Source organism: Thioalkalivibrio sp. ALJ2 (genome assembly GCF_000378325.1).
Lineage (GTDB): Bacteria > Pseudomonadota > Gammaproteobacteria > Ectothiorhodospirales > Ectothiorhodospiraceae > Thioalkalivibrio.
Window position 1 is genome coordinate 543,220 of the sequence record NZ_KB899554.1, and the last position, 22,742, is coordinate 565,961.

24 protein-coding genes, 1 tRNA gene and 1 other RNA gene are annotated in these 22,742 nt (G+C 66.6%); 16 read left to right on the forward strand and 10 right to left on the reverse strand.

Annotated features, from left to right (window positions below):
- Positions 1-26: 26 nt before the first annotated feature.
- The 5 genes from rnd to F468_RS0102535 form a co-directional block, all read right to left on the reverse strand.
- Complete coding sequence (rnd, locus tag F468_RS0102515) at positions 27-1,202, reverse strand: ribonuclease D (protein ID WP_018994578.1); 1,176 nt, start codon at positions 1,200-1,202, stop codon at positions 27-29.
- Positions 1,195-1,497, reverse strand: a complete 303-nt coding sequence (locus F468_RS0102520; RefSeq protein ID WP_018137961.1) for a DUF1244 domain-containing protein — start codon at positions 1,495-1,497, stop codon at positions 1,195-1,197. Before F468_RS0102520 ends, rnd begins: the two co-directional genes overlap by 8 nt.
- A gap of 97 nt (positions 1,498-1,594) precedes the next feature.
- Positions 1,595-2,086 carry a rod shape-determining protein MreD gene (gene mreD / locus F468_RS0102525; RefSeq protein ID WP_018994579.1) on the reverse strand — a complete coding sequence of 164 codons (492 nt, stop codon included), beginning with the start codon at positions 2,084-2,086 and terminating at the stop codon, positions 1,595-1,597.
- Positions 2,083-3,015 carry a rod shape-determining protein MreC gene (gene mreC, locus F468_RS0102530; protein ID WP_155997841.1) on the reverse strand — a complete coding sequence of 311 codons (933 nt, stop codon included), beginning with the start codon at positions 3,013-3,015 and terminating at the stop codon, positions 2,083-2,085. Before mreC ends, mreD begins: the two co-directional genes overlap by 4 nt.
- A gap of 128 nt (positions 3,016-3,143) precedes the next feature.
- A complete protein-coding gene (locus tag F468_RS0102535) occupies positions 3,144-4,190 on the reverse strand; it encodes a rod shape-determining protein (RefSeq protein WP_018137958.1) in 1,047 nt (348 codons plus the stop codon).
- A gap of 143 nt (positions 4,191-4,333) precedes the next feature.
- On the opposite strand from F468_RS0102535, the gene gatC reads away from it, so the two are divergent.
- The 5 genes from gatC (at position 4,334) to F468_RS0102560 (ending at position 9,017) form a co-directional block, all read left to right on the forward strand.
- Complete coding sequence (gene gatC, locus F468_RS0102540; RefSeq protein WP_018137957.1) at positions 4,334-4,621, forward strand: Asp-tRNA(Asn)/Glu-tRNA(Gln) amidotransferase subunit GatC; 288 nt, start codon at positions 4,334-4,336, stop codon at positions 4,619-4,621.
- Between the two features lie 67 nt (positions 4,622-4,688).
- Positions 4,689-6,140 carry an Asp-tRNA(Asn)/Glu-tRNA(Gln) amidotransferase subunit GatA gene (gene gatA, locus F468_RS0102545; RefSeq protein ID WP_018993502.1) on the forward strand — a complete coding sequence of 484 codons (1,452 nt, stop codon included), beginning with the start codon at positions 4,689-4,691 and terminating at the stop codon, positions 6,138-6,140.
- Positions 6,141-6,150: 10 nt separating this feature from the next.
- Positions 6,151-7,584, forward strand: coding sequence for an Asp-tRNA(Asn)/Glu-tRNA(Gln) amidotransferase subunit GatB (gene gatB, locus F468_RS0102550; protein ID WP_018994581.1), 1,434 nt, complete (start codon positions 6,151-6,153; stop codon positions 7,582-7,584).
- Positions 7,585-7,602: 18 nt separating this feature from the next.
- Positions 7,603-8,499, forward strand: a complete 897-nt coding sequence (gene hslO, locus F468_RS0102555) for an Hsp33 family molecular chaperone HslO (protein WP_018994582.1) — start codon at positions 7,603-7,605, stop codon at positions 8,497-8,499.
- A gap of 101 nt (positions 8,500-8,600) precedes the next feature.
- Positions 8,601-9,017 carry a hypothetical protein gene (locus F468_RS0102560; RefSeq protein ID WP_018137953.1) on the forward strand — a complete coding sequence of 139 codons (417 nt, stop codon included), beginning with the start codon at positions 8,601-8,603 and terminating at the stop codon, positions 9,015-9,017.
- A 13-nt stretch (positions 9,018-9,030) separates the two neighbouring features.
- Here F468_RS0102560 and F468_RS0102565 read toward each other — a convergent pair whose 3' ends face one another.
- Positions 9,031-9,786 (reverse strand): molybdopterin-synthase adenylyltransferase MoeB, encoded by a 756-nt coding sequence (locus F468_RS0102565; protein WP_018175340.1) that lies wholly within the window; start codon positions 9,784-9,786, stop codon positions 9,031-9,033.
- Positions 9,787-9,949: 163 nt separating this feature from the next.
- Here F468_RS0102565 and F468_RS0102570 point away from each other — a divergent pair, with 163 nt between their 5' ends.
- The gene (locus tag F468_RS0102570) at positions 9,950-10,309 is read left to right on the forward strand and encodes a hypothetical protein (RefSeq protein WP_026296410.1); all 360 of its coding nucleotides are present in this window, start codon (positions 9,950-9,952) and stop codon (positions 10,307-10,309) included.
- A 49-nt stretch (positions 10,310-10,358) separates the two neighbouring features.
- On the opposite strand, the gene prmC is transcribed toward F468_RS0102570, so the two are convergent.
- From prmC to hemA, 3 genes are read right to left on the reverse strand one after another with little or no spacing between them, the layout of a single operon-like run.
- Positions 10,359-11,216, reverse strand: coding sequence for a peptide chain release factor N(5)-glutamine methyltransferase (prmC, locus tag F468_RS0102575; protein WP_018994583.1), 858 nt, complete (start codon positions 11,214-11,216; stop codon positions 10,359-10,361).
- The gene (gene prfA, locus F468_RS0102580; protein WP_018137950.1) at positions 11,216-12,301 is read right to left on the reverse strand and encodes a peptide chain release factor 1; all 1,086 of its coding nucleotides are present in this window, start codon (positions 12,299-12,301) and stop codon (positions 11,216-11,218) included. Before prfA ends, prmC begins: the two co-directional genes overlap by 1 nt.
- Positions 12,298-13,596, reverse strand: coding sequence for a glutamyl-tRNA reductase (hemA, locus tag F468_RS0102585; RefSeq protein ID WP_018137949.1), 1,299 nt, complete (start codon positions 13,594-13,596; stop codon positions 12,298-12,300). Before hemA ends, prfA begins: the two co-directional genes overlap by 4 nt.
- 256 nt (positions 13,597-13,852) lie before the next feature.
- On the opposite strand from hemA, the gene F468_RS0102590 reads away from it, so the two are divergent.
- The 10 genes from F468_RS0102590 to grxD all read left to right on the forward strand — a co-directional run bounded on the left by F468_RS0102590 (position 13,853) and on the right by grxD (position 21,598).
- A complete protein-coding gene (locus tag F468_RS0102590; protein WP_018137948.1) occupies positions 13,853-15,571 on the forward strand; it encodes a tetratricopeptide repeat protein in 1,719 nt (572 codons plus the stop codon).
- 44 nt (positions 15,572-15,615) lie between these two features.
- Positions 15,616-16,221 (forward strand): lipoprotein insertase outer membrane protein LolB, encoded by a 606-nt coding sequence (lolB, locus tag F468_RS0102595; protein WP_038038431.1) that lies wholly within the window; start codon positions 15,616-15,618, stop codon positions 16,219-16,221.
- Entirely contained in the window at positions 16,218-17,108 is an 891-nt protein-coding gene (ispE, locus tag F468_RS0102600) for a 4-(cytidine 5'-diphospho)-2-C-methyl-D-erythritol kinase (RefSeq protein WP_018137946.1), read from the forward strand. Before lolB ends, ispE begins: the two co-directional genes overlap by 4 nt.
- Positions 17,109-17,313: 205 nt before the next feature.
- A tRNA-Gln gene (locus F468_RS0102605) sits at positions 17,314-17,388 on the forward strand.
- Positions 17,389-17,421: 33 nt separating this feature from the next.
- Positions 17,422-17,546: non-coding RNA, RtT sRNA (locus F468_RS14055), on the forward strand.
- Positions 17,547-17,676: 130 nt separating this feature from the next.
- Positions 17,677-18,633 (forward strand): ribose-phosphate diphosphokinase, encoded by a 957-nt coding sequence (locus tag F468_RS0102610; protein ID WP_026182170.1) that lies wholly within the window; start codon positions 17,677-17,679, stop codon positions 18,631-18,633.
- A 107-nt stretch (positions 18,634-18,740) separates the two neighbouring features.
- Positions 18,741-19,445, forward strand: coding sequence for a 50S ribosomal protein L25/general stress protein Ctc (locus F468_RS0102615; RefSeq protein ID WP_018993509.1), 705 nt, complete (start codon positions 18,741-18,743; stop codon positions 19,443-19,445).
- Positions 19,446-19,477: 32 nt separating this feature from the next.
- Positions 19,478-20,095 (forward strand): aminoacyl-tRNA hydrolase, encoded by a 618-nt coding sequence (gene pth, locus F468_RS0102620; RefSeq protein WP_018993510.1) that lies wholly within the window; start codon positions 19,478-19,480, stop codon positions 20,093-20,095.
- On the forward strand, positions 20,092-21,186 hold the full coding sequence (gene ychF / locus F468_RS0102625; protein ID WP_018175347.1) for a redox-regulated ATPase YchF: 1,095 nt from the start codon (positions 20,092-20,094) through the stop codon (positions 21,184-21,186). The genes pth and ychF overlap by 4 nt, the downstream gene beginning before the upstream one ends.
- A gap of 82 nt (positions 21,187-21,268) precedes the next feature.
- A complete protein-coding gene (grxD, locus tag F468_RS0102630) occupies positions 21,269-21,598 on the forward strand; it encodes a Grx4 family monothiol glutaredoxin (protein WP_018875229.1) in 330 nt (109 codons plus the stop codon).
- 228 nt (positions 21,599-21,826) lie between these two features.
- Here grxD and rnt read toward each other — a convergent pair whose 3' ends face one another.
- The gene (rnt, locus tag F468_RS0102635; RefSeq protein ID WP_018137626.1) at positions 21,827-22,513 is read right to left on the reverse strand and encodes a ribonuclease T; all 687 of its coding nucleotides are present in this window, start codon (positions 22,511-22,513) and stop codon (positions 21,827-21,829) included.
- Positions 22,514-22,742 lie beyond the last annotated feature (229 nt).

Here is a 22,742-nt window from a genome sequence, read left to right on the forward strand (position 1 = left end):
TCTGCATCTTGCGACGATTGCGGCGGCTATTCCGTCGCAATCGTTTCGCTAACGGGTTCCATATCAAGCTCACCACTGGGCTTGCAGGCCAGGCGGCTCTCGCCGCTGAACCAGTGCTGGATGGTCTGACCTGCAATCTCCCGGCGCCAGCCACTCGCCAGGCGGCCATTCGTGCCGCCGCTCTTCAGTAGTTCGATCACATCCTTGCGTTGCGCGATCGCCGCGGCGCTGATCTGGTGTTCGCGGGCACACTCGCGCAGCAGCGCCATGCCGATATCGACCAGCACCTCGTCACGCTCACTCAGGCGCGGCTTCTCCGGCAAATGCGGCCATTGCTCGCGTGGCAGGGCCTGGCCTTCCCGGATGGCGGCCAGAAGCGATTCGATGTGGTCGGGCTTCATGCCGCCGGGGAACTGGCGCAGTTCGCGCAAAGCCTGGGTATCAGCCGGTGTGCGGCGTGCGATGTCCAGCAGGAGGTCGTCGGACAGCACCCAGCGCCGGGGACGATTGCTGCTTTGCGCGGTACGCTCGCGCCAGGCCGCGACGCATTTGAGTACCGCGCGTTCTTTGGGCTTCAGCCGCTTGACCCCCGATACGCGCTGCCAGCTTTGTTCCGGGGCCGGTTCGTACAGGGCCGGATTGCTGAGCGCCTCCATCTCCGGGCGTAGCCAGTGCATGCGGTCGTGGGTATCCAGCTCGTGCAGCAGGCGGTTGAACAGTGTCGCGAGGTGGCGGACGTCGTCGGCGGCATAGCGGATCTGGTCCGCGCTCAGGGGGCGCCGGGACCAGTCGGTCCGGGTCTGGCTCTTGTCGAGATCGCGATCGAGCACGTTCTTGACCAGGTTGGCATAGCCGACCTGCTCGCCGTAGCCGAGCATGCTGGCCGCAATCTGGGTATCGAACACGGGGCTGGGTACAAACCCCAGCTCGCGATACAGCAACTCCATGTCCTGCGAGGCGGCGTGGAAGACCTTGGTGATGCGCGCGTCCCGGAACAGCGGGGCGAGCTGCTGGATGTCGAGGCGCAGCGGGTCGATGCAGGCGAGCTGATCCAGCGTGGCGGCCTGTACCAGGCAGAGCTGCGGATAGTAGGTCTTCTCGCGCAGAAACTCCGTGTCCAGCGCGATCCAGTCCGTCCCGGCGATCGAATCGAGAAACGCCTGCAGGGCCTCGGGCGTCTCGATCAGCCCGTGGTCATGCATGGGTCGATTTCTGGCTCGCCTCAAAAGCCGCCTTCTGCTCGGCGGTCGCCTCCTTCTGGTAGCGCTCCTTCCATTCGCTGTAGGGCATGCCGTAGACGATCTCGCGGGCCCCCTCGTAATCGATCGACTCGCCGCGTTCCTCGGCGGCGGCGACGTACCACTTGGACAGGCAGTTGCGGCAGAAACCTGCGAGATTCATCAGGTCGATGTTCTGTACATCCTTGCGTTCATCAAGATGCTGCAACAGGCGCTGGAATACAGCGGCCTCGATTTCGGTGCGGGTCTTCGGGTCCATGGTGTCTCTCTCCATTCGTCAGGGGACTAGTGATCAACGTACACGCTCGCGCATGAGTCGCTTTTGGGGGCGTTCGACCAGAACGGGTGGCCCGTGTTCAGCTCAGGTGGAGCAGCCAGCGCCGCCGCATGTCCCTTAGCAGCACGAAGATCAACGGCCAGACCAGTGCGCTGGTCGCCACCGGCGCCCAGTACCAGGCGCTGCCGGGCGGCAGTCCAATCGCGCCCTGTGGCCACAGGGCCAGGAGCTTGTAAAGCGCCGTGAGGACGGCCACCACGATGGCCTGCTGCCAGACGGGGTAAACACGCAGGCGTGGATGAATCTGCAGCACGATGTACGCCACCACCGCCAGGGCGATGGCGTTCTGCCCGAGCAACTGGCCGTACAGGGCATCCAGTAGCAACCCCATGACAAAGGCCGTCAGCACCCCGAAGCGCTGAGGGAAGGCCATGATCCAGTACACCAGCGCTAGCAGGAGCCATTCAGGTCGGGCTGGGGGCAGCGCATCGGGTATGGGCACGATGGCCAGGGCCAGCGCGACGACCAGGGTCAGGGCGATCAGCCAGGGGATGCCCAGCGCGCGGTTCATGGGTTCTCAGCCGCCCCCGGAATGTCGGCCTCGCCCTCCGGTTCTGCTTCCCGTTCGGTCGTTTCCCCTTCTTCTTCCGGGTGGGTATCGGTGTCCGCGTCCGGACGTTCGCTGGTCCACAGCAGCAGGACCTCGCGCGAGCGGTCCAGGGCCGCCAGAGGCTCGGCCTGGATATCAAGAAAGGGTTGTCCCGGCTGGCGTTCGACCGAGGTCACTCGGGCGACCGGGTAGTCCGGCGGGAAGCGCCCGCCGAGCCCGGAGGTCAGCAGGAGGTCGCCCTCCTCGATGTCCTCCTGGGGCGGTACGTGCCGCATTTCGAGGCGCCGCGGGTTGCCGGTGCCGACGACAATGCCGCGCAGGCCGGTACGGGCACTGAGCACAGGCAGGGCGTGGCCGGGGTCGGAGATCAGCAGCGCGGTGGAGCTGGTCATTTGGGTGGACAGGACCTGTCCGATCACGCCATCGGGGTGGATGACAGGCTGCCCCGGGTAGACACCGTGCCGGTTGCCCTTGCTGAGCACGATCTGCTGGCGGAAGGGGTCCAGGTCCACGGCCAGGAGCTTGGCGATCTCGACGCGCTCTTGTGCCCGTTCGGCGGTGTTCAGGAGTGCGCGCAGGCGGTCGTTTTCCATCTGCAGCGCATCGAAGCGCAACTGGCGGGCCCGCAGCTCAGCGTTCTCTTCGCGCAGGATGCGGTTCTCGGTAATCAGGTCTTCGCGGCTGGTAAAGGACTCGAGCAGCCGGCTGCCCGCCCGGATCGGTGCATCGACCGCGACCTGCAGGGGGTAGGCCACCGTGGACAGCGCATTGCGCACCGTCTGCAGCTCGTTCAGTCGGTGATCCAGCGCCATCAGCGCGACACCCAGCAGGATCACCGCGAGCAGGCGCAGAGTGGGCGATACACCCAGTCTGAACAGCGGCTTGCTGATGGCTTAACCTCCGGTTGCGGGTCGTGACTGGGTCAGGGCCGCACCGCGGTTGGCAGGTGCGATGGGAAGAGCCCCACCAATTTCCCAGGATGCGGGGCGACACCCCATCCCCCGATCCAGCCCGGAGTCTACTCCATGGACAGGAAGTCCACCTGCTTCTCGTCGAGCATCTCCAGCACACGCCCGCCGCCACGCGCCACACAGGTCAGCGGGTCGTCGGCGATGACCACCGGGATGCCGGTCTCTTCCATCAGCAGGCGGTCGATCTGCTGCAGCAGGGCGCCGCCGCCGGTCAGCACTATGCCACGCTCGGCGACATCGGAGCCCAGTTCCGGCGGGGTCTGTTCCAGCGCGGTGCGTACGGCGGAGACGATTCCGTACAGCGGATCCTGCAGGGCCTCGAGGATCTCGTTGGAGTTCAGGGTGAACGAACGCGGCACGCCTTCAGCCAGGTTGCGGCCCTTGACCTCGATCTCCAGCAGCTCCTTGCCTGGATAGGCCGAGCCGACCGCATGCTTGATACGCTCGGCGGTGGCCTCGCCAATCAGCACGCCGTAGTTCCGGCGCACATACGACATGATCGCCTCGTCGAAGGTGTCACCGCCGATGCGCACGGACTCGGAGTAGACGATGCCGTTCATCGACAGCACCGCGACCTCGGAGGTCCCGCCACCGATGTCCAGCACCATAGAGCCCACGGCCTCATCCAGCGGGATGCCGGCGCCGATGGCCGCGGCCACCGGTTCCTGCAGCAGGTAGACCTTGCGCGCCCCGGCGCCGAACGCGGATTCGCGGATCGCGCGGCGCTCCACCTGGGTCGCGCCGCAGGGCACGCAGACCAGTACCCGCGGGCTGGGGCGGAAGATCCGCCGCTCGTGCACCTTCTTGATGAAGTACTGCAGCATCTTCTCGGTGGTGGTGAAGTCGGCGATCACGCCGTCCTTCATCGGGCGGATGGTTACCACGTGCTCCGGCGTGCGCCCCAGCATCTTCTTCGCCTCGATCCCCACGGCTTCGATGGAGCGCGGGCCGCCCGGGCCTCGGTCCTGCCGGATCGCGACCACGGACGGCTCGTTCAGGACGATCCCCTGGCCGCGCATATAGATAAGGGTGTTGGCAGTGCCGAGGTCGATGGAGATGTCGTTGGAGAACAACCCCAGGAGGCGTTTGAGCATGAAGAAGAAACCTGCGTTGGTGGTCGGGCGGGAAAGCCCGAGACTCTAGCAACTGCCCGGGGTTTGGGCAATAACGGCTTTGTGGTAAGTTTGCCGGCCGCATTCCGCATCACCATCGACTGATACAGGGGCCCTTGCCGATCATGTCTGTAGAAGCCTCCGAAGTTCAGCGCATCGCGCACCTCGCTCGTCTGGCGATGAGCGACGAAAAGGCCCGCGAATTTGCCGGCGGTCTGAGCGATATCTTCGATTTTGTCGAGCAGCTCGACGGCGCCCCCATCGAGGGCGTGGAACCCATGGCCCACCCGCTGGATGCCGAGCAGCGCCTGCGCCCGGACGCGGTCACGGAGACCGACAATCGCGAGGGTTTTCAGGCGATTGCGCCGGCCGTCGAGGGTGGGCTTTACCTGGTGCCACGCGTGATCGAGTAAGCCGCGGGCACCGCTGGCCGATTTCGCCGATTTCATCACGCTTTATTAGACAAGAGTTCCCGAAACCATGTCCCAGGAAACCCTGTCCGGCTGGGCGCGCAAGCTCCAGGCCCGCGAGATCAGCTCGCGTGAGCTGACCCAGTTGTATCTGGACCGGATCGAGCGCCTCGATTCACAGCTCAACAGCTTTATTACCGTGACCGCCGAGTCCGCGCTGGCGCAGGCCGAAGCGGCCGATGCCCGCCTGGCCAATGGTGAGCAGACCCCGCTTCTGGGCGTGCCGGTCGCCCAGAAAGACATCTTCTGCACCGAAGGTGTGCGGACCTCCTGCGGCTCGCGCATGCTTGATCCGTTCGTCTCGCCGTACAACGCCACCGTCGTCGAGCGCATGAACGCCGCCGGGGCGGTGATGCTCGGCAAGACGAATATGGACGAGTTTGCGATGGGTTCGTCCAATGAGACCAGTTTCTATGGCCCGGTGCGCAATCCCTGGGATACCGAGCGCGTCCCCGGCGGCTCCTCCGGCGGCTCCGCCGCGGCGGTGGGTGCGCGCCTGGTGCCGGGGGCGACCGGCACCGACACCGGCGGCTCGATCCGTCAGCCGGCCGCGTTCTGCGGCATTACCGGGCTCAAGCCGACCTACGGGCGCGTGTCGCGCTACGGCATGATCGCCTTTGCCTCCAGCCTCGATCAGGGTGGGCCGATGGCCGCGACCGCCGAGGACTGCGGCCTGATGCTGAACGCCATGGCCGGTTTCGACGAGCGCGACTCCACCAGCGTCGAGCGCCCGGCCGAGGACTTCACCGCCGGTTTGAGCCAGGACCTGAAGGGTCTGCGCATTGGCCTGCCGAAGGAGTTTTTCGGCGAGGGCCTGGACGAGAAGGTACGCGGCGTGATCGACGCGGCCGTCGAGGTGCTCAAGGGCCGCGGCGCCGAGATCCGCGAGGTGAGCCTGCCGAACAGCCACCTGTCGGTGCCGGCCTACTACGTGGTCGCTCCGGCCGAGTGCTCCTCGAACCTCGCGCGCTTCGACGGCGTGCGTTATGGCCACCGCTGCGACAACCCCGCGGACCTGATGGACCTCTACACCCGCTCGCGCGGGGAGGGCTTCGGCGACGAGGTGAAGCGCCGCATCATGGTCGGTACCTACGTGCTGTCCGCCGGCTACTACGACGCCTACTACCTGAAGGCGCAGAAGGTCCGCCGCATCATCGCCGACGACTTCCGCAGCGCATTCGCGGACGTCGACGTCCTGCTCGGCCCGACCACGCCGGAGCTGCCGTTCGCCCTGGGCGCCAAGGCCGATCCGGTCAGCATGTACCTGTCGGACATCTACACCATCGCCGCGAACCTCGCGGGCCTGCCGGCGATGTCGCTGCCGGCCGGCGAGATCGACGGCCTGCCGGTGGGCCTGCAGTTGATCGGCAACTACTTCGACGAGGCGCGCCTGCTCGGCGTTGCCCACCAGTACCAGCAAGAAACCGACTGGCACACCCGTGTGCCGGCGGCCTTCGCCTGAGGATCGCCGCATGGAATGGGAAACCGTCATCGGGCTGGAGATTCACGCCCAGCTCAACACCGTCTCCAAGATCTTCTCCGGGGCGCCGACCGCCTACGGCGCCGAGCCCAACCGCCAGGCCTGCGCGGTGGACCTGGGCATGCCCGGCGTGCTGCCGGTGCTGAACCAGGGCGCGGTCGAGCGGGCCGTGATGCTGGGGCTGGCGATTGACGCCGAGATCGCGCCGCGGTCGGTGTTCGCGCGCAAGAACTACTTCTACCCGGATCTTCCCAAGGGCTACCAGATCTCGCAGTTCGAACTGCCGATCGTCGGGCTGGGGCATCTGGATATCGAGCTGGAGGACGGCACGATCAAGCGCATCGGGGTAACCCGCGCGCACCTGGAGGAAGACGCCGGCAAGAGCCTGCACGAGGGCTTCGAGTCGATGACCGGCATCGACCTCAACCGCGCCGGTACGCCGCTGATCGAGATTGTCTCCGAGCCGGAACTGCGTTCGGCGAAAGAGGCTGTCGCCTACATGAAGAAACTGCACTCGCTGGTGCGCTATCTCGATATCTGCGACGGCAACATGCAGGAAGGCAGCTTCCGCTGCGATGCGAATGTCTCGATCCGGCCGAAGGGCCAGACCGAGTTTGGCACTCGTGCGGAGCTGAAGAACCTGAACTCCTTCCGTTTCGTCGAGCGCGCGATCAATCACGAGATCGAGCGCCAGATCGACGTGATCGAGGGTGGTGGCAGCGTGGTCCAGGAGACCCGCCTGTACGACCCGGATCGTGACGAGACGCGCTCCATGCGCAGCAAGGAAGAGGCCAACGACTACCGCTACTTCCCCGACCCGGACCTGTTGCCGCTGGTCGTGGACCAGGCCTTCATCGAGTCCGTGCGTGCCAGGCTGCCTGAGCTGCCGGATGCCAAGCGCGCCCGCTTCGTCGAACAGTACGGCCTGTCCGACTACGACGCCGGTGTACTGACCGCCGCGCGCGAGATGGGCGACTTCTACGAGGCCGTGGCCGCCGGCTGTGGCGCGCCGAAGATCGCCGCCAACTGGGTGATGGGCGAATTCTCCGCCGCGATGAACCGCTCCGAGGTCGAGCTGGCCGACGCCCCGGTGAACGCCGAGGACCTCGCCGGGCTGCTGGCGCGCATCCAGGACGAGACCATCTCCGGCAAGATCGCCAAGGAGGTCTTCGAGGCGATGTGGAACGGCGAGGGCGATGCCGACACCGTGATCGAGGCCAAGGGGCTCAAGCAGATCACCGATACCGGCGCGATCGACGCGATCATCGACGAGGTGATGGCCAACAATCCGCAGCAGCTGGAGCAGTACCGTGGTGGCAAGGACAAGCTGTTTGGCTTCTTTGTCGGCCAAGTGATGAAGGCCACCCAGGGCAAGGCCAACCCGGCTCAGGTGAACGAGCGCCTGAAGGCCAAGCTGGACGGATGATGCAGGGCTGCGGACTTCATGCTTGAAACCGACACCCTGCACCGCTTCATGCTGGAAGAAGCCGGGGTGCGTGGCGAATGGGTACACCTGGACGCGGCCTGGCAGGCCCTGCTGGAACGCCACGAGTATCCGCCGGTGGTGCGCGACCTCCTGGGGCAGGCCTATGCGGCCGTGGCGCTGACGGCCGCCACGCTCAAGTTCGATGGTTCACTGATCCTGCAAATCACCGGCACCGGCCCCGTGCACATGATCGTGGCCCAGGCCGATGGCCAGGGTCGGCTGCGCGGCCTGGCCCGCTTCCGCGAGACGCCCCCCGAGGGTGCGACGCTGGCCCAGTGTGCCGGCGACAACGCCCGGTTGATGCTGACGCTGGACCCGGGCGATGGCGGCGAGCGCTATCAGGGCGTGGTCGAGCTGGAGGGCGAGACTCTCGCGGATGCGATGAATGTCTACTTCGAGCGTTCCGAGCAGCTGCCCACCCGGCTGTGGCTGGCGGCCAACGGCCAGTCCGCGGCCGGGATGCTCCTGCAGGCGGTACCGGGCGAGGGCGGTCATGCAGTCACGCGTGACTCCGAGGACTGGAACCGCGCGAACATCCTGGCCGACACCACCACCCCCGAGGAGATGCTGAAGCTGGATGCCGGCACGCTGCTCGGCCGGCTGTTCGCCGAGGAGCGCGTGCGCCTGTTCGACGGGACCCCGGTCCAGTTCCACTGCCCCTGCTCGCGCGAACGGGTGGCCGAGACCCTGCGCGGCCTCGGGCAGGACGAGATCCGCGGCGTCATCGAGGAGCAGGGCAAGATCGAGGTGACTTGCGAGTTCTGCAACGCGCAATACCACTTCGACCCGGTGGATGCCGAGGCCCTCTGCGCCACCCAGACAGCCCAGCCGCCAACCCCCGACACGCGCCAGTAGCCGGGTGCAAATAAACCGGACACGGAATCTTCCCGCCGAGAGACAGTCTTTGCTATAGAGATAGTAATGGCATCAGTGTTTCCCTGGCGGGGGGGCTGGTCATGTATTCCCGGCATACCGAGATTCCCACCCTGGATACCCGACCCGGATGGCAGGTCGAGGCCCGCTATTACAACCAGGTGGCCCTGGCCCTGCGGCGGCTGGGCCCCGAGATCCGTCTGCCCCTGCCAATCCTCAAACACCTGGACCTGATCCTGCAGCCGGATGCCTGGGTTGTGGTGGATCGTGTGCTCAACGATATGCCGGTGGTGGCCTGGACGGCCTTCCGCGCCGCCCACCGGTACAACCTGCATCGCCCGGTGGCCTGCGAGCTGCGTCTTTACCACTCCATGGCGCCCATGGTTACCAATCGCGCCCTGAACTGTATGGCCGACCGCCTGACCGCCGCCTTGGCCCAGGAGGATCAGCGTATCCCCCGTGGCCAGGTGGTCGCCTTCCGGCCCCGTTCCAGCGCCTGACTCAGCGTGCCGCTCAGGCCCGCGCCGGGCGCTGTGCGCAGACCGGGCAACCCGGGTCGCGGCGCAGACGAATCTCGCGAAACTGCATGCCGGCCGCATCCACCATCAGTAGCCGCCCGCTCAGGGTCGGGAGCCCGATCAGCAGTTTGAGCGCCTCGGTGGCCTGCAGGCTGCCGATCACCCCCGGCAGGCTGGCCAGTACGCCATTGGCCGCACAGGTGTCCTCGTCCCCGCCGCCCTCGCCATACAGGCAGTGGTAGCAGGCGGCCTCGGGGTCGCGGTAGTCGAAGGTGGTGAGCTGTCCCTCGAAGCGGATCACCGCGCCGGAGACCAGCGGTGTGCCGCTGGCTACGGCCGCGCGGTTGATCGCGCCCCGACTGGCGAAGTTGTCGGTGCCGTCCAGGACCACGTCGGCCTTTGCAAACAGGGTGGTCATGGCATCCACATCCAGGCGTTCGGCGCGGGTCTCGACGTGGCAGTTCGGATTCATCGCCGCCAGGCGCCGCGCCGCGGACTCCACTTTGTCGCGGCCGATATCCGCGTCCGTATGCAGGATCTGCCGCTGCAGGTTCGTGACCTCGACATGGTCCGGGTCGACCAGCGTGAGTCGTCCGACCCCGGCGGCCGCGAGGTAGGCGGCTACCGGCGAACCCAGTCCGCCCAGGCCCATGATGACCGCATGTGCTTCCTGCAGGCGCTGCTGCCCCTCGACTCCGACACCGGGCAGCATGATCTGGCGGCTGTAGCGCAGCAGTTCCGGGTCATCCACGGGGCGTTCTCCAGTGTGAATCGGGTCAAGGCTTAGTCACGTAGTACGGCAAAGTGTAACCGGCGTCACGCTCCTGGGGCGGCTCGGTTAGGAACCGTTCAGGAAGACCCCGTAATTTGGACCTTGGCAATTCTGCCAGTTGCGCAGTTCAAGGAGGTACACGATGAAACGCATGATGATCGCCCTGGCGCCGGCGGCGTTGCTGGCGTTTGCCCTGGCGGCCCCGGCGCATGCGGCCCAGCCGGTCTCCGGCTTTGTGCACACCGGTGCCGCGGCCTTCGACCCTGATGCACTGCAGCATGCGCATCATCGCCCGGGCCATTATGGCGGCCCGCCGCATGCCCGCAGCCATCCCGGCTATCGTGGCTACAAGCATTCCAAGCGCTCGCACAAACGCGGGCGTGGCCATCATCACCGGCACTATCACAGCTACCAGCAGCACCATCATCACCACTACCACAGCCGCCCGCGGCACCGCTCGCCCAGCGGCTCGATGAACCTGCACCTGCATCTGCCGTTCTAGGCAGCACCCGCATCACACGGTTGGCCCCGGCGTTCGCGCCGGGGCTTTTTTATGGACGGCTCCCGATCGTGATGCGCTCGTGCCCGGCGGGGTCACGCAAACTCTGCACCTCGCGATAGCCCGCCTGTTGCATGCGGGCGCGAACATCTCGGGCCTGATCGAACCCGTGCTCCAGCAGCAGCGGGGCATCCGGGAGCAGGTGGAGGAGTGCGGTATCGATGATGGTGTACAGATCGCCAAGTCCGGCTTCCGGTGCGGCCAGTGCCTCCCTCGGTTCGAAGCGCAGGTCGCCGCGGGTCAGGTGGGGATCGTCCTGGGCGATATAGGGCGGGTTGCTGACGATCATGTCGAAGGCGTCCTCGGGCTTGAACGGGGTGAGCCACGCCCCCTGCAGGAAGGTCACGTCCAGCCCCAGGGTGTTGGCGTTCGCACGGGCCTGGCGCAGGGCGTCCGGGCTGCGGTCGGTGGCGACGGCCTCGATGGCCGGGCGTTCCGCCTTCAGCGCGAGGATAATCGCGCCGCTGCCGGTGCCCAGATCCAGTACCCGGGGATGCGCGCGCTCGCAGGCGTCGATGGCCGCGATGGCCCGTTCCACCAGCAGTTCGGTCTCCGGGCGCGGAATCAGGCAGGCGGGGGAGACCTCGAGATCGAGGGTCCAGAAGGCGCGGCGGCCGAGGATGTGGGCGATCGGCTCACCCGCCTCGCGACGCCGGCACAGGGTGTCGGCACGTTCGCGCTGCGACGCGGAGGCGACATCGAGCCCGCGGGCGATCAGGGCGCTGGTGTCGAGGCCGGTCGCCGCGCCGAGCAGCAGGCGGGCCTCGAGCCCCGGCTCTTCCAATCCGGCCGCCTGCAGGCGGCGGCGAAGTTCGCGCAGCAGGGCATCCAGCGTCGCGGGCGTTTCCATTACGCCTCCGCGAGAGTCGCGAGCTGTTCGGCCTGGTATTCGTGGATCAGCGGGTCGATCACCGGGTCGAGGTCGCCGGCCATCACCTGCTCCAGCTTGTACAGGGTCAGGTTGATGCGGTGGTCGGTCACTCGGCCCTGCGGGAAGTTGTAGGTGCGGATGCGCTCGGAGCGGTCGCCGCTGCCGACCAGACTCTTGCGCTCGGCGCTCTGCGCGGCGGCCTGGGCCTCGCGCTCGGCCTCGAACAGGCGCGCGGCGAGGTAGGTCATCGCCTTGGCGCGGTTCTTGTGCTGCGAGCGTTCTTCCTGGCACTCGACCACGATGCCGGTGGGCAGGTGGGTCAGGCGGATCGCGGAGTCGGTCTTGTTCACGTGCTGGCCGCCGGCCCCGGAGGCGCGGAAGGTGTCCACGCGCAGGTCGGCCGGGTTGATATCCGGCATCTCGACCTCGTCCAGCTCCGGCAGGATGGCGACGGTGGCCGCGGAGGTGTGGATGCGGCCCTGGGACTCGGTCTCCGGCACGCGCTGCACGCGGTGGGCGCCGGACTCGAACTTGAGTCGCGAGAAGGCGCCCTGGCCGGCCAGGCGCCCGATCACCTCGCGGTAGCCGCCGTGTTCGCCCTCGCTGGCGCTGAGGATCTCCAGCTTCCAGCCCTGTTGTTCGGCGTAGCGGGTATACATGCGCAGCAGGTCGCCGGCGAAGATCGCGGCCTCGTCGCCGCCGGTGCCGGCGCGGATCTCGAGGAACACGTTGGCGTTGTCGTGCGGGTCCTTCGGGATCAGGTGACGATGGAGCTCGGCCTCCAGCGCCTCGGCCTGTTCCTCCAGGGTCGCGATCTCGGCCTCGGCCATTTCGCGCAGTTCGGGGTCGTCCTCCGCGAGCATCGCGCGGGCCTCTTCCAGTGCGCCCTGGTTGTCGTGCCAGGCCTTCCAGGCCGCGGCGACCGGTTCCAGCTGGCTGTATTCCTGCGACAGGCGGCGCAGCTGGTCGGCGTCCTCGGCGGCGTCCGGCGTGGCCAGCAGCTGTGCGATCTCGGCATGGCGCTCGGCCAGGCCCTCGAGCTTGGTGCGGAACGAGGCCTTCACGAACGGGTGCCGGACTCGGGGTCGTGGCCGGGGTCGTCTTCCGGGCTGGGAAGCTGGAACAGCCGATGGGCGGCATTGAGCAGGCGCGCGTCGCCCTCGTGGGCGGCGGTGTTCAGTGACTTGCAGGGGGCGTGCATCAGCTTGTTGGTCAGGCTGTGGGCCAGCAGTTGCATGGCCTCTTCCGGCGACTTGCCGGCGCGCAGCATCGCCTCGGCCCTGGCCAGGGATTCGGCCTTGACGGTCTCGGCGCGCTGACGCAGCTGGCGGATGCTGTCCACGGAGTCACGGGCGCGCAGCCAGCGCATGAATTCGCTGGCGCGCTGGGTGATGATCTCCTCGGCCTGTGCGGCGGCGGCCTGGCGCGAGGCCATGTTCTCGTCGATCACTTCCTGGAGGTCATCCACCGTGTAGAGGTAGACGTCCTCGAGCTGGCCAACCTCGGGCTCGATGTCGCGCGGGACGGCGATGTCGACCATGAAGATCGGCTTGTGACGGCGCTTGCGCAGGGTGCGTTCCACCGCCCCCTTGCCGAGGATCGGCAGCGGGGCAGCGGTGGACGAGATGACGATGTCGGCCTCGGCCAAGCGATCCGGTAACTGGTTCAGGCTGATCGCTTCGCCATCGAAGCGCTCGGCTACGGCCTGGGCGCGCTCCTCGGTGCGGTTGGCGACGATCACTTTGCCGATCCCGTGGCCGGACAGGTGCTGCAGCGCCAGTTCGATCGTTTCTCCGGCGCCGATTACCAGCGCGGTCAGCGGCTTCAGGTCGCCAAAGATCTGGCGCGCCAGCGAGACCGCGGCAAAGGCCACCGAGACGGCGCTCTGCCCGATCGCTGTCTGGGTACGCACATCCTTGGCGGTGGCAAAGGCGTGCTGGAACAGTCGCTCCAGTGAGCGGCCCAGCGTGCCGGCGTCATGGGCATGCTGGTAGGCCGTCTTCATCTGCCCGAGGATCTGGGGCTCGCCGAGGACCAGCGAATCCAGGCCGCTCGCCACGCGCAGGGTGTGGCGCACCGCGGAGCCGTCGTGGTGCAGGTAGAGGTAGGGCCTGAGTTCGTCGCGGTCGATGCCGTGGTAGCCGCCCAGCCAGTCCAGCACGCGATGTTCCGACTGCTTGCCGCCCTCGCGGAAGTACACCTCGGTGCGGTTGCAGGTCGACAGGATCGCGGTTTCCGGCAACAGGACGCCCGAGCGCAGCGAGTGCAGGGCCTCGCCGAGCTGGCTTTCATTCACCGACAGCCGTTCGCGGATCGCGACCGGGGCGGTTTTGTGATTGATACCAAGAGTGAACAGCATGCTGACGCTATTGTGCCGCAAATACCCGGAAAAGGCCCCCAAAACATACAAGTCACCCAGGATACTTGTGCTTCCCCAAGGGCTACGCGCGTAGTGTAACGACCCGTGCCGTCCGTTACAGTGTCCAGCCGGTGTGCCGCACGGTTGCCGGTTTGGAACCGTGGCACGGGATGGGCGTCCCATTAGTGATGCAACTAAGTGATGCACTTATCCGAGTCTCCCCAGAATGCAACGGAGTAATCCGATCGGACCCGAAATGATTCGACCCCTTTTTGCGGCGCTGGCCGCGCTCGTGCTGGTGGGCTGCGCCCACATGCCTCTGGGCGCCTCGGAGGGCGAGGCCCCGGAGGTGGATCGCCCCGTGATCCTCCCGATCATGCCGGCGCAGGACCCGGAAGCGGCCCTGATGCTGGGTGTGCTGGTCGGCGAGATTGCTGTGCGCTCCGGGCAGTACGAAGAGGCCGCGCGCTACTACGGCGCCGCGGCCCTGCTCAGCGACGACCCGGCTATCGCCGAACGGGCCACCCGCATTGCGCTGTTCGCCCAGGACCGCAACCAGGCCCTGCAGTCTTCCGAGCGCTGGCGCCAGCTGGCACCGGAGAGCCTGGATGCCCTGCAGCTGTCCACGGTGCTGCGTCTGGACCTCGGGCAGCCGGACCCCGCTGCCGAGCAGATGGGCACGGTGATTGACCTGCAGACCGTGCAGGGTGGAGATCCCTACGCGGCGCTGGGGGCGGTGGTCGGTCAGACACGCAACCGCGAGGCCGCGCTGGAGGCCCTGGAGAGCCTGACGGATCAGCGTCAGGACGACGTCGGTGTCCATCGCGTATTTGCAGAGGCCGCACTGCGCTTCGCGCCCGGCGAGCCGGCGCTGGAGGCGACCGCTCGGGGTGTGGAGCGCTTCCCGGAATCCGTGTCTTTGCGTCTGTTGCGCGCCCGTGCCCTGGACGAGGTGGGGCAGTCCGACGAGGCACTGGAAGAACTGCGCACGACGGTGGCCAGCCACCCCGAGAGCCGAGAGGCCCGTTTTGGCTATGCCCGCATGCTGGCGGAGCACGATGATCGCGAAATGGCACGCGAAGAGATGGACCGCCTGGTCGAGCAGGACCCGGAGGATGTGCAGCTGCTGCTGGCCCTGGCGCTGATGAACCTCGAGGCCGAACAGCTGGGACCGGCCCGGACCTATCTGGAGCGACTGGACGCCCTGGGCGAGCGCGAGGACGACATCGCCTACTACCTGGGGCGGCTGCACGAGATGGAAGACGACCCGGAGGGGGCGCGCCAGGCGTACGAGCGGGTCGGGGGCGGCAGCCACGCCGATGATGCCCGCCTGCGTGCGGCGCGCATGACGCTGGAGGTCGAGGGCGAGTCGGCTGCGCGCGAGCGTTTCGAACAGATGCAGCAGGGCCCGGATACGGAGCTTGCCCGACGCGCCTATCTCGGCGAGGCGAACCTGCTGCGTGAAAAGGGCGAGTACACGGCTGCGCGCGAACGCCTGAACCGGGGGCTGGTGCAGTTCCCCGGCGATACCCGGTTGCTGTATATGCGCGGCCTGGTGCACGAGCGCCAGGATGAAATCGAGGCCGCCGAGGCGGATTTCCGCGCGATCCTGGACAACGATCCGGAGAACGTCGCCGCGCTGAATGCGCTCGGCTATACCCTGGCTGATCGCACCGACCGCTATGAGGAGGCGCTGGACCTGATCGAGCGGGCCTACGCGCAGGAGCCCGACGACGCGGCGATCATCGACAGTTATGGCTGGGTCCTCTATCGCCTCGGACGGCTGGACGAGGCCGAGGATTTCCTGCGCCGCGCCTACGATCTCTCCGACGACGGGGAGATCGCGAGCAACCTCGCCGTGGTGCTCTGGGAGCGGGGCGAACGCGACGAGGCCCGCTCCATTCTGGAGGCGGCACTGGAGCGCGAGCCGGATCACGAGCGCCTGCTGCGGGTGCGTGACGAACTTCTCGAGTGATGTTGTCTGGATCCCCAGAGTCCCGTGCGCCCTCGTGGGCGGGAGTGACCCGTTGGGTGTCAGGTGTCGTCGTGGCGCTGGTGCTGATCGGTTGTACGGCCCCAATGCCTCGTACCGAAGACCCCGCTGCACGACAGGCCTTCGACGAGCGCGCCGAGGTCGTGAAGGCCTTTGATGAGTGGCGCCTGGCGGCCCGTCTGGGGCTCTCCACCGAGACGGAATACTGGTCCGCGCAGCTGAATTGGCGCGTGCAGCAGGAGCGCCATGTCCTCGACTTGTCTGGTCCCATGGGACGTGGGGGTGGCCGTCTGACGCTGGCCCCGGATCAACCCGCGGTGCTGATCACGCGAGCCGGCGAGCAGTATCAGGCCGAGGACCCGGATGCTCTGGTCGCCTACCTGACGAACGAGGCGATACCGGTGTCCGGCATGCGCTACTGGGTGCGGGGTCTGCTCGCGCCGGGCGCCGAGTACGATCTCGAGGTGGACGAGGACGGCTTGCCCCGGCGCATCGAGCAGTCCGGCTGGGTGATCGAGTTCGGCGAGTTCGATGAGGTTGACGGCATGGCGCTCCCGGTGCGCATGGACCTCGAGCGCGAGGGCGTGGAGCTGCGTGTGCGCATCGCTAACTGGCACATGGCGACGCGATGAGCGGCGATTTCGATGTGGCCTTCCCCGCGCCGGCCAAGATCAACCGATTTCTGCATATCACGGGGCGGCGCGCCGATGGTTACCATGAGCTGCAGAGCGTGTTTCAGTTCGTCGGGCTGGCGGATTCGCTGCGCTTCGAACCGCTGGAGCGGGGGCGATTCGAGATGTCGGCCGGGGCGCTCGATGGAGGTCACAACCTGTGCCTGCGGGCCGCGCGGGCGCTGGCGGAGGCCAGCGGTTCATCCTTTGGGGTGCGGGTGCATCTCGACAAGCGCATCCCGATTGGAGGTGGCCTGGGTGGGGGCAGTTCCGACGCCGCAACCACGCTGGTCGTACTGAACCGACTATTCGATCTCGGGCTGTTGGAGGATGACCTGGCCGCGATTGGCTTGGGCCTGGGGGCTGATGTGCCGGTTTTTGTGCGCGGCCGGGCGGCCTGGGCCGAAGGCGTCGGGGATCGCCTGGTTCCTCTGGAGCCGGATCTGGCCTGGTTGCTGCTGGTGGACCCCGGCGTTTCGGTGGCGACAGGGCCCATGTTTGGCTCAGCGGAATTGACACGCGACTGTCCCGCCGAGACAATTTCGCCCGAAATTGATGCCGCGCGCTTTCGTAATGTGTTCGAGCCGCTGGTTCGCCGGCAGTATCCACTCGTTGCCGAGGCACTGGACTGGATGGGCGGGCAAACGGAGCGCGCGCGGCTGAGCGGCACTGGGGGCTGTATCTTCGGGATGTTCCCGAACGAGCAGGCTGCCCGCCAGGCGCAGGCCGCACAGCCCCGTCCCTGGCGGAGCTGGGTGACGCCGCTGACGAACGTGTCGCCCCTGCGGCAGTGGCTCCCGGGCAGCGCCGCCGCCGAGGGTGCCGAACAACAAGTAATTGGGCCGTAGCCAAGCGGTAAGGCAACGGGTTTTGATCCCGTCATGCGCAGGTTCGACCCGAGCGGCGCAGCCGCGAGAGCACGCCACCGCAGGTGGCGCCCGAAGGGTGGCGCGCAGCGCCATCATCCTGCCGGCCCGGATCGGCGGCAGCCGATCCGCCATCGGTTCCGGAAGCGGAACCTGGGCAGGGTTGGGGCAGGCAACAACGAGCAATTGGGCCGTAGCCAAGCGGTAAGGCAACGGGTTTTGATCCCGTCATGCGCAGGTTCGAATCCTGCCGGCCCAGCCATACAACGAAACCCGCGGCGCACGGCGCCGCGGCACCGGCCAAAGGGCCGGCAGGATGAGAACCGGGTTCGACTCGAGCGGCATAGCCGCGAGAGAACGCCGTCACTGGCGGCGGCCCGAAGGGCGGCGCGAAGCGCCGTAATCCTGCCGGCCCAGCCATACAACGCGGGTGGTGATGCTGGATATCGCCACCGCGCCACACACCACCGGCCCCGGCGCCACGCCGGGGTCTATTTTGGAGCCAGGTGACCCGTTCACCCGCTCCGCACCACCCAGACCGGAAAAAACCGTGGTCGACAAGAGCCGAATGATGGTCTTCGCGGGGAACGCGAACCCCCGCCTGGCACAGAGCGTTGCCGAGCACCTGGGCCTGCCGATGGGCAAGGCGATTGTGGGCCGCTTCAGCGACGGCGAGGTGCAGGTCGAGATCCTGGAGAACGTGCGCGGTCGCGACGTGTTCCTGATCCAGCCGACCGGGCAGCCGACCAACGAGAACATCATGGAGCTGGTCATCATGGTGGACGCGCTGCGGCGCGCCTCGGCCGGTCGCATTACCACCGTGATCCCGTACTTCGGCTACGCCCGCCAGGACCGCCGGGTGCGCTCGGCGCGGGTGCCGATTTCGGCCAAGGTGGTCGCGAACATGATCGAGGCGGTCGGTGCCGATCGCGTGCTGACTATCGATGTGCACGCGGATCAGGTGCAGGGCTTCTTCAACGTCCCGGTGGACAACATCTACGCCTCGCCGGTGCTGCTGGGCGATGTCTGGCGGCATGTCTCCGGCAATCTGACCGTGGTTTCGCCGGATGTTGGCGGTGTGGTGCGTGCCCGCGCGATTGCCAAGCGCCTGGATGATGCCGATCTGGCGATCATCGACAAGCGCCGTCCGCGTGCGAACGAGTCCGAGGTGATGCATATCATCGGTGATGTGCGCGACAAGTCCTGCATCATCATCGACGACCTAGTGGATACCGCCGGCACGCTGTGTCAGGCGGCCAAGGCCCTGAAGGCGCACGGTGCGGCGTCGGTGAGCGCCTACGCCACGCACCCCGTGCTTTCTGGTGCAGCAATTGATAATATTAACGGTTCGGCGCTGGACGAGCTGGTGGTGACCGACACTCTGGCCCTGCAGCCGAATGCCCAGGCCTGTGCAAAGATCCGGCAGCTGTCGGTCGCGGAGATGCTGGCCGAGACCATTCGTCGGATTAATCTCGAAGAATCGGTCAGTTCGCTGTTTGTGGACTGAAGCCTCGGGCGCAAGGCGCTACTGGCGCCACGATTTCGGGGGATTGTCCCCCAACTTCACGCCTCATCTGGTCGCGGATGAGGCGTGTTCATTTGGAGAAAGCAACGATGAGCATGAGTTTTACCATTGAAGCCGAGAAGCGGGACGAGCAGGGATCGAGTGCGAGCCGCCGCCTGCGTCGCGCCGGCAAGCTGCCCGCCATCCTGTACGGTGGCGAGAATGACGCGCAGCCGATCACCCTCGACCACAACGCGATGGTGCACAACCTGAAGCATGATGCGTTCTACTCGCACATCCTGACGGTCAAGCTGGATGGCAAGAGCGAGAAGGCGATCCTGCGCGACGTGCAGCGTCATCCGTTCAAGCCGACCATCTACCACGTGGATCTGCTGCGTGTGTCGGCGAACCAGCCGATCCGTGTGCACGTGCCGCTGCACTTCCACAATGAGGAAGAATGCAAGGGCGTGAAGCTGGGTGGTGGCATGGTCAGCCGCATGCTGAACGACATCGAAGTCGAGTGCCTGCCGGGCGACCTGCCCGAGTCCATCGACATCGATGTGGTCGAGATGGACGTCGGTGACACCATCCACATCTCCGAGCTGAAACTGCCGAAGGGTGTGGAAAGTGTGGCCCTGATGCACGGCGAGGACTACGACTACGCCGTGGTCAGTGTCCTGCTCCCGCGTGCCGCGAAGGCCGAAGAAGAAGAGGGCGAGGAAGTCGAAGCCGCCGAGGCCGAGGGTGCCGAGGCCGAGGGTGGCGAAGAAGCGTCCTCCTCCGGCGACGAAGGCGGGTCCGAGGACAAGGAATAAGCCTCACGGCCATTCCTGCGCCCTTCTGACCCATGGCTATTCGCCTGATCGTCGGGCTGGGCAATCCGGGCCCGCGTTATGCCGAGACCCGGCATAACGCGGGCTTCTGGTTTGTGGATGCCCTGGCTCGTCGTCATTCCACCGAATTTCGCAGCGAGGGCCGCTTCGATGGCGAGGCGGCGCGGCTGACTCTGCCCGAGGGCGACTGCTGGCTGTTCAAGCCCATGAGTTTCATGAACAAGAGCGGTCTCCCGGTGCGCAAGTGCGCGGATTTCTATCGTATTGCCCCGGAAGAGATTCTCGTGGTGCATGACGAGCTCGACCTGGACCCCGGTGTCGCGCGCCTGAAGATGGGCGGCGGGCACGGTGGCCACAATGGTCTGCGCGACCTGCATCGCCATATGGGTGGGCCGAACTATGCCCGGCTGCGCCTGGGTATCGGTCACCCCGGGCATCGTGACGACGTCGTCCCGTTCGTGCTGGACCGGCCTGGTCGGGACGATGCCCGTGCGATCGAGGATGCCATCGATGCCGCGCTGGACCAGGTGCCGGCGCTGATTGCCGGGCGCTGGGACGAGGCTGTACGCAATCTGCATGGCGGCGGGTCGAAGGCGGCCCCCGGTCGCACAACCCCCGAGGAAACCCGATGAGTCTGAAGTGCGGGATCGTCGGCCTGCCGAACGTCGGCAAGTCGACCCTGTTCAATGCCCTGACCCGCGCCGAGATCGCCGCGGAGAACTATCCGTTCTGCACCATCGACCCGAACGTGGGCGTGGTGGAGGTGCCGGATCCGCGCCTGGCGCGGCTCACCGAGATCGTGAAGCCCGAGCGTACGCTGGCCACCACGGTGGAGTTCGTCGACATCGCCGGTCTGGTGGCCGGTGCCGCGCAGGGCGAGGGGCTGGGCAACAAGTTCCTGGCTCACATCCGCGAGACGGATGCGATCGCCCAGGTGGTGCGCTGTTTCGAGGACGACGACATCGTGCACGTGGCCGGCAAGGTTGATCCACTGGCCGATATCGAGACGATCAGCACCGAGTTGATGCTGGCGGACCTCGAGACCGCCAGCAAGGCGCTGACCCGACTGGCGCGCGCGGCGAAGTCGCAGGACAAGACGGCCATCGCGCAGCTGAAGGCGGCCGAAAAAGTCGCGGCCGGCCTGGATCAGGGGATTCCGGCGCGGGCCCAGGACCTGGACGAGGACGAGCGGCGCCTGCTCTATGACCTGCATCTGCTGACGATCAAGCCGCTGATGTATATCGCCAACGTCGACGAGGCCTCGCTGGCCGGCGGCAACGCGATGGTCGAGGCGGTACAGGCCAAGGCGACCGAGGAGGGCGCCGAGGTGGTCAGCGTCTGTGCGGCCATCGAGGCCGAGATCGCCGTGCTGGATCCGGAGGAGCGGGCCGAATTCCTGGCCGATCTCGGGCTCGAGGAGCCGGGGCTGGATCGGGTGATCCGTACCGCCTACCGGCTTCTGGACCTGCAGACCTTCTTTACCGCCGGCGAGAAAGAAGTGCGAGCCTGGACCGTGCGTCGGGGGTCCACTGCGCCGCAGGCCGCGGGTGCGATCCACACCGATTTCGAGCGCGGTTTCATCCGTGCCGAAGTGGTGGGGTATGACGACTTCGTCGCGAACAATGGCGAGCAGGGTGCGAAGGACGCCGGGAAATGGCGCCTGGAAGGCAAGGAATACCTAATGCACGAAGGCGACGTGGTACATTTCCGCTTCAATGTCTGAGCGTTACACTGCGAATTGATTATCGGGTGTGGTGCCGCTGGTGCCTCGCCCTGTTTTGCACCGAATCTTTGGGAGTACTTCGATGGACGTAATGGACCGCATCCGCCAGCAGGTGGAAGACAATCCGGTGGTGATCTTCATGAAGGGCACCCCGCAGTTCCCGATGTGTGGCTTCTCCAGCCGCGCGGTCGAGGCGCTCAAGCGCTGCGAGCAGGAGTTCGCCTACGTAAACGTGATCGCTGACCAGGAGGTCATGCAGAACCTGCCGCGCTTCGCCGACTGGCCGACCTTCCCGCAGGTCTATGTGGATGGCGAGCTGATCGGTGGCTGCGACATCACCCTTGAGATGTTCGAAAGCGGTGAGCTGAAGAAGGCGGTCGAAGAGGCCCACGCCAAGCGCGCGGCGAGTTAGAACTCCTGGTGCGTCAGCCCGAAGGGCTGTCGCACACCCCAAAACCGTCATCGCGAGGCCCCGCCAGGGGCCGTGGCGATCTCCTGACGTAGCCCCCGGGCCCTGCCGCCGCCGAAATGTCGGGCGATTGCTTCACCCCCTGCGGGGTTCGCAATGACGGGGTTGCGGTTGTGTCATCGCGAGCCCCGCAGGGGCATGGCGATCTGTGGGTGTTACCCCGGGTCGGGGTCAGCTCCCCGGCGGCAGCTCTTCCGGGTCGGGCAGGCGCAGGGCGTTCTGCGGGACCCCGACCCCGTCCTGCCAGCGGTTCGCGATCTGGCAGAAAATATCCGCTGTCTTTTCCGCATCAAATGCCGCGCTGTGAGCGGCTTCCGTATCCCATCCCAGCCCCGCGGCATCGGCCGCCCGTGCCAGCACCGTCTGGCCGAACGCCAGTGCGGCCAGGGACACGGTATCCAGGCTGGAAAACGGGTGGAACGGGTTGCGCTTGATCCCGCAGCGCTCGGCGGCGGTATGCACGAAGCCGAGATCAAAGTGTGCGTTGTGCCCGACCAGGATCGCCCGCTTGCAGTGGTTGATCTTCACCTCCCGTCGGACCTCGCTGAACAGCCGGCCCATGGCCTGATCTTCGGGGTAGGCCGCGCGCAGCGGGTGGTAGGGGTCGATCCCGTTCACCTCCAGCGACTTTGGATCCATCTCCGACCCCTCATAGGGGCGCACGTGCAGGCTCACGGTGCGGTCGCGCACCAGATGGTCGTTTTCGTCGCGGCGCAGGAACACGGCCGCGACCTGCAAAAGGGCATGTCGCCGACAATCGAAGCCTCCCGTCTCGACATCTACCACAACGGGCAGGAAGCCGCGAAATCGGTTTGCCATGGGGCGGTGTTGCGGGTCCAGCTGGACGGGTTCGGCCATCGGTGTGCTCGGTCCTGAATGGGGTCGGCGGGCGGTATTCGCGGGTGTTGGCGGCGAGAGCGTGGGCTTTCGTGATGTTTGCGGCTTTTCCCGCAGATTTTCCCGAAGATCGGCGCCATAGGCGGCTTTCGCTTGACCTGTTGGCGGCTCAGTCGGGATACTTGCGCCTTTTATGCCCGCCCAACACCGGCGCATGGTAGCAAATGCCCGCCCGCCCGGTGGCCTGGAG

Excerpts from the sequence above, each read along its gene's own strand:
- rnd (WP_018994578.1), bottom strand. The coding sequence starts at position 1,202 with ATGCATGACCACGGGCTGATCGAGACGCCCGAGGCCCTGCAGGCGTTT.
- F468_RS0102520 (WP_018137961.1), bottom strand. The coding sequence starts at position 1,497 with ATGGACCCGAAGACCCGCACCGAAATCGAGGCCGCTGTATTCCAGCGC.
- mreD (WP_018994579.1), bottom strand. The coding sequence starts at position 2,086 with ATGAACCGCGCGCTGGGCATCCCCTGGCTGATCGCCCTGACCCTGGTC.
- F468_RS0102535 (WP_018137958.1), bottom strand. The coding sequence starts at position 4,190 with ATGCTCAAACGCCTCCTGGGGTTGTTCTCCAACGACATCTCCATCGAC.
- gatC (WP_018137957.1), top strand. The coding sequence starts at position 4,334 with ATGTCTGTAGAAGCCTCCGAAGTTCAGCGCATCGCGCACCTCGCTCGT.
- gatA (WP_018993502.1), top strand. The coding sequence starts at position 4,689 with ATGTCCCAGGAAACCCTGTCCGGCTGGGCGCGCAAGCTCCAGGCCCGC.
- gatB (WP_018994581.1), top strand. The coding sequence starts at position 6,151 with ATGGAATGGGAAACCGTCATCGGGCTGGAGATTCACGCCCAGCTCAAC.
- hslO (WP_018994582.1), top strand. The coding sequence starts at position 7,603 with ATGCTTGAAACCGACACCCTGCACCGCTTCATGCTGGAAGAAGCCGGG.
- F468_RS0102560 (WP_018137953.1), top strand. The coding sequence starts at position 8,601 with ATGTATTCCCGGCATACCGAGATTCCCACCCTGGATACCCGACCCGGA.
- F468_RS0102570 (WP_026296410.1), top strand. The coding sequence starts at position 9,950 with ATGAAACGCATGATGATCGCCCTGGCGCCGGCGGCGTTGCTGGCGTTT.
- prmC (WP_018994583.1), bottom strand. The coding sequence starts at position 11,216 with ATGGAAACGCCCGCGACGCTGGATGCCCTGCTGCGCGAACTTCGCCGC.
- hemA (WP_018137949.1), bottom strand. The coding sequence starts at position 13,596 with ATGCTGTTCACTCTTGGTATCAATCACAAAACCGCCCCGGTCGCGATC.
- F468_RS0102590 (WP_018137948.1), top strand. The coding sequence starts at position 13,853 with ATGATTCGACCCCTTTTTGCGGCGCTGGCCGCGCTCGTGCTGGTGGGC.
- ispE (WP_018137946.1), top strand. The coding sequence starts at position 16,218 with ATGAGCGGCGATTTCGATGTGGCCTTCCCCGCGCCGGCCAAGATCAAC.
- F468_RS0102615 (WP_018993509.1), top strand. The coding sequence starts at position 18,741 with ATGAGCATGAGTTTTACCATTGAAGCCGAGAAGCGGGACGAGCAGGGA.
- pth (WP_018993510.1), top strand. The coding sequence starts at position 19,478 with ATGGCTATTCGCCTGATCGTCGGGCTGGGCAATCCGGGCCCGCGTTAT.
- ychF (WP_018175347.1), top strand. The coding sequence starts at position 20,092 with ATGAGTCTGAAGTGCGGGATCGTCGGCCTGCCGAACGTCGGCAAGTCG.
- grxD (WP_018875229.1), top strand. The coding sequence starts at position 21,269 with ATGGACGTAATGGACCGCATCCGCCAGCAGGTGGAAGACAATCCGGTG.
- rnt (WP_018137626.1), bottom strand. The coding sequence starts at position 22,513 with ATGGCCGAACCCGTCCAGCTGGACCCGCAACACCGCCCCATGGCAAAC.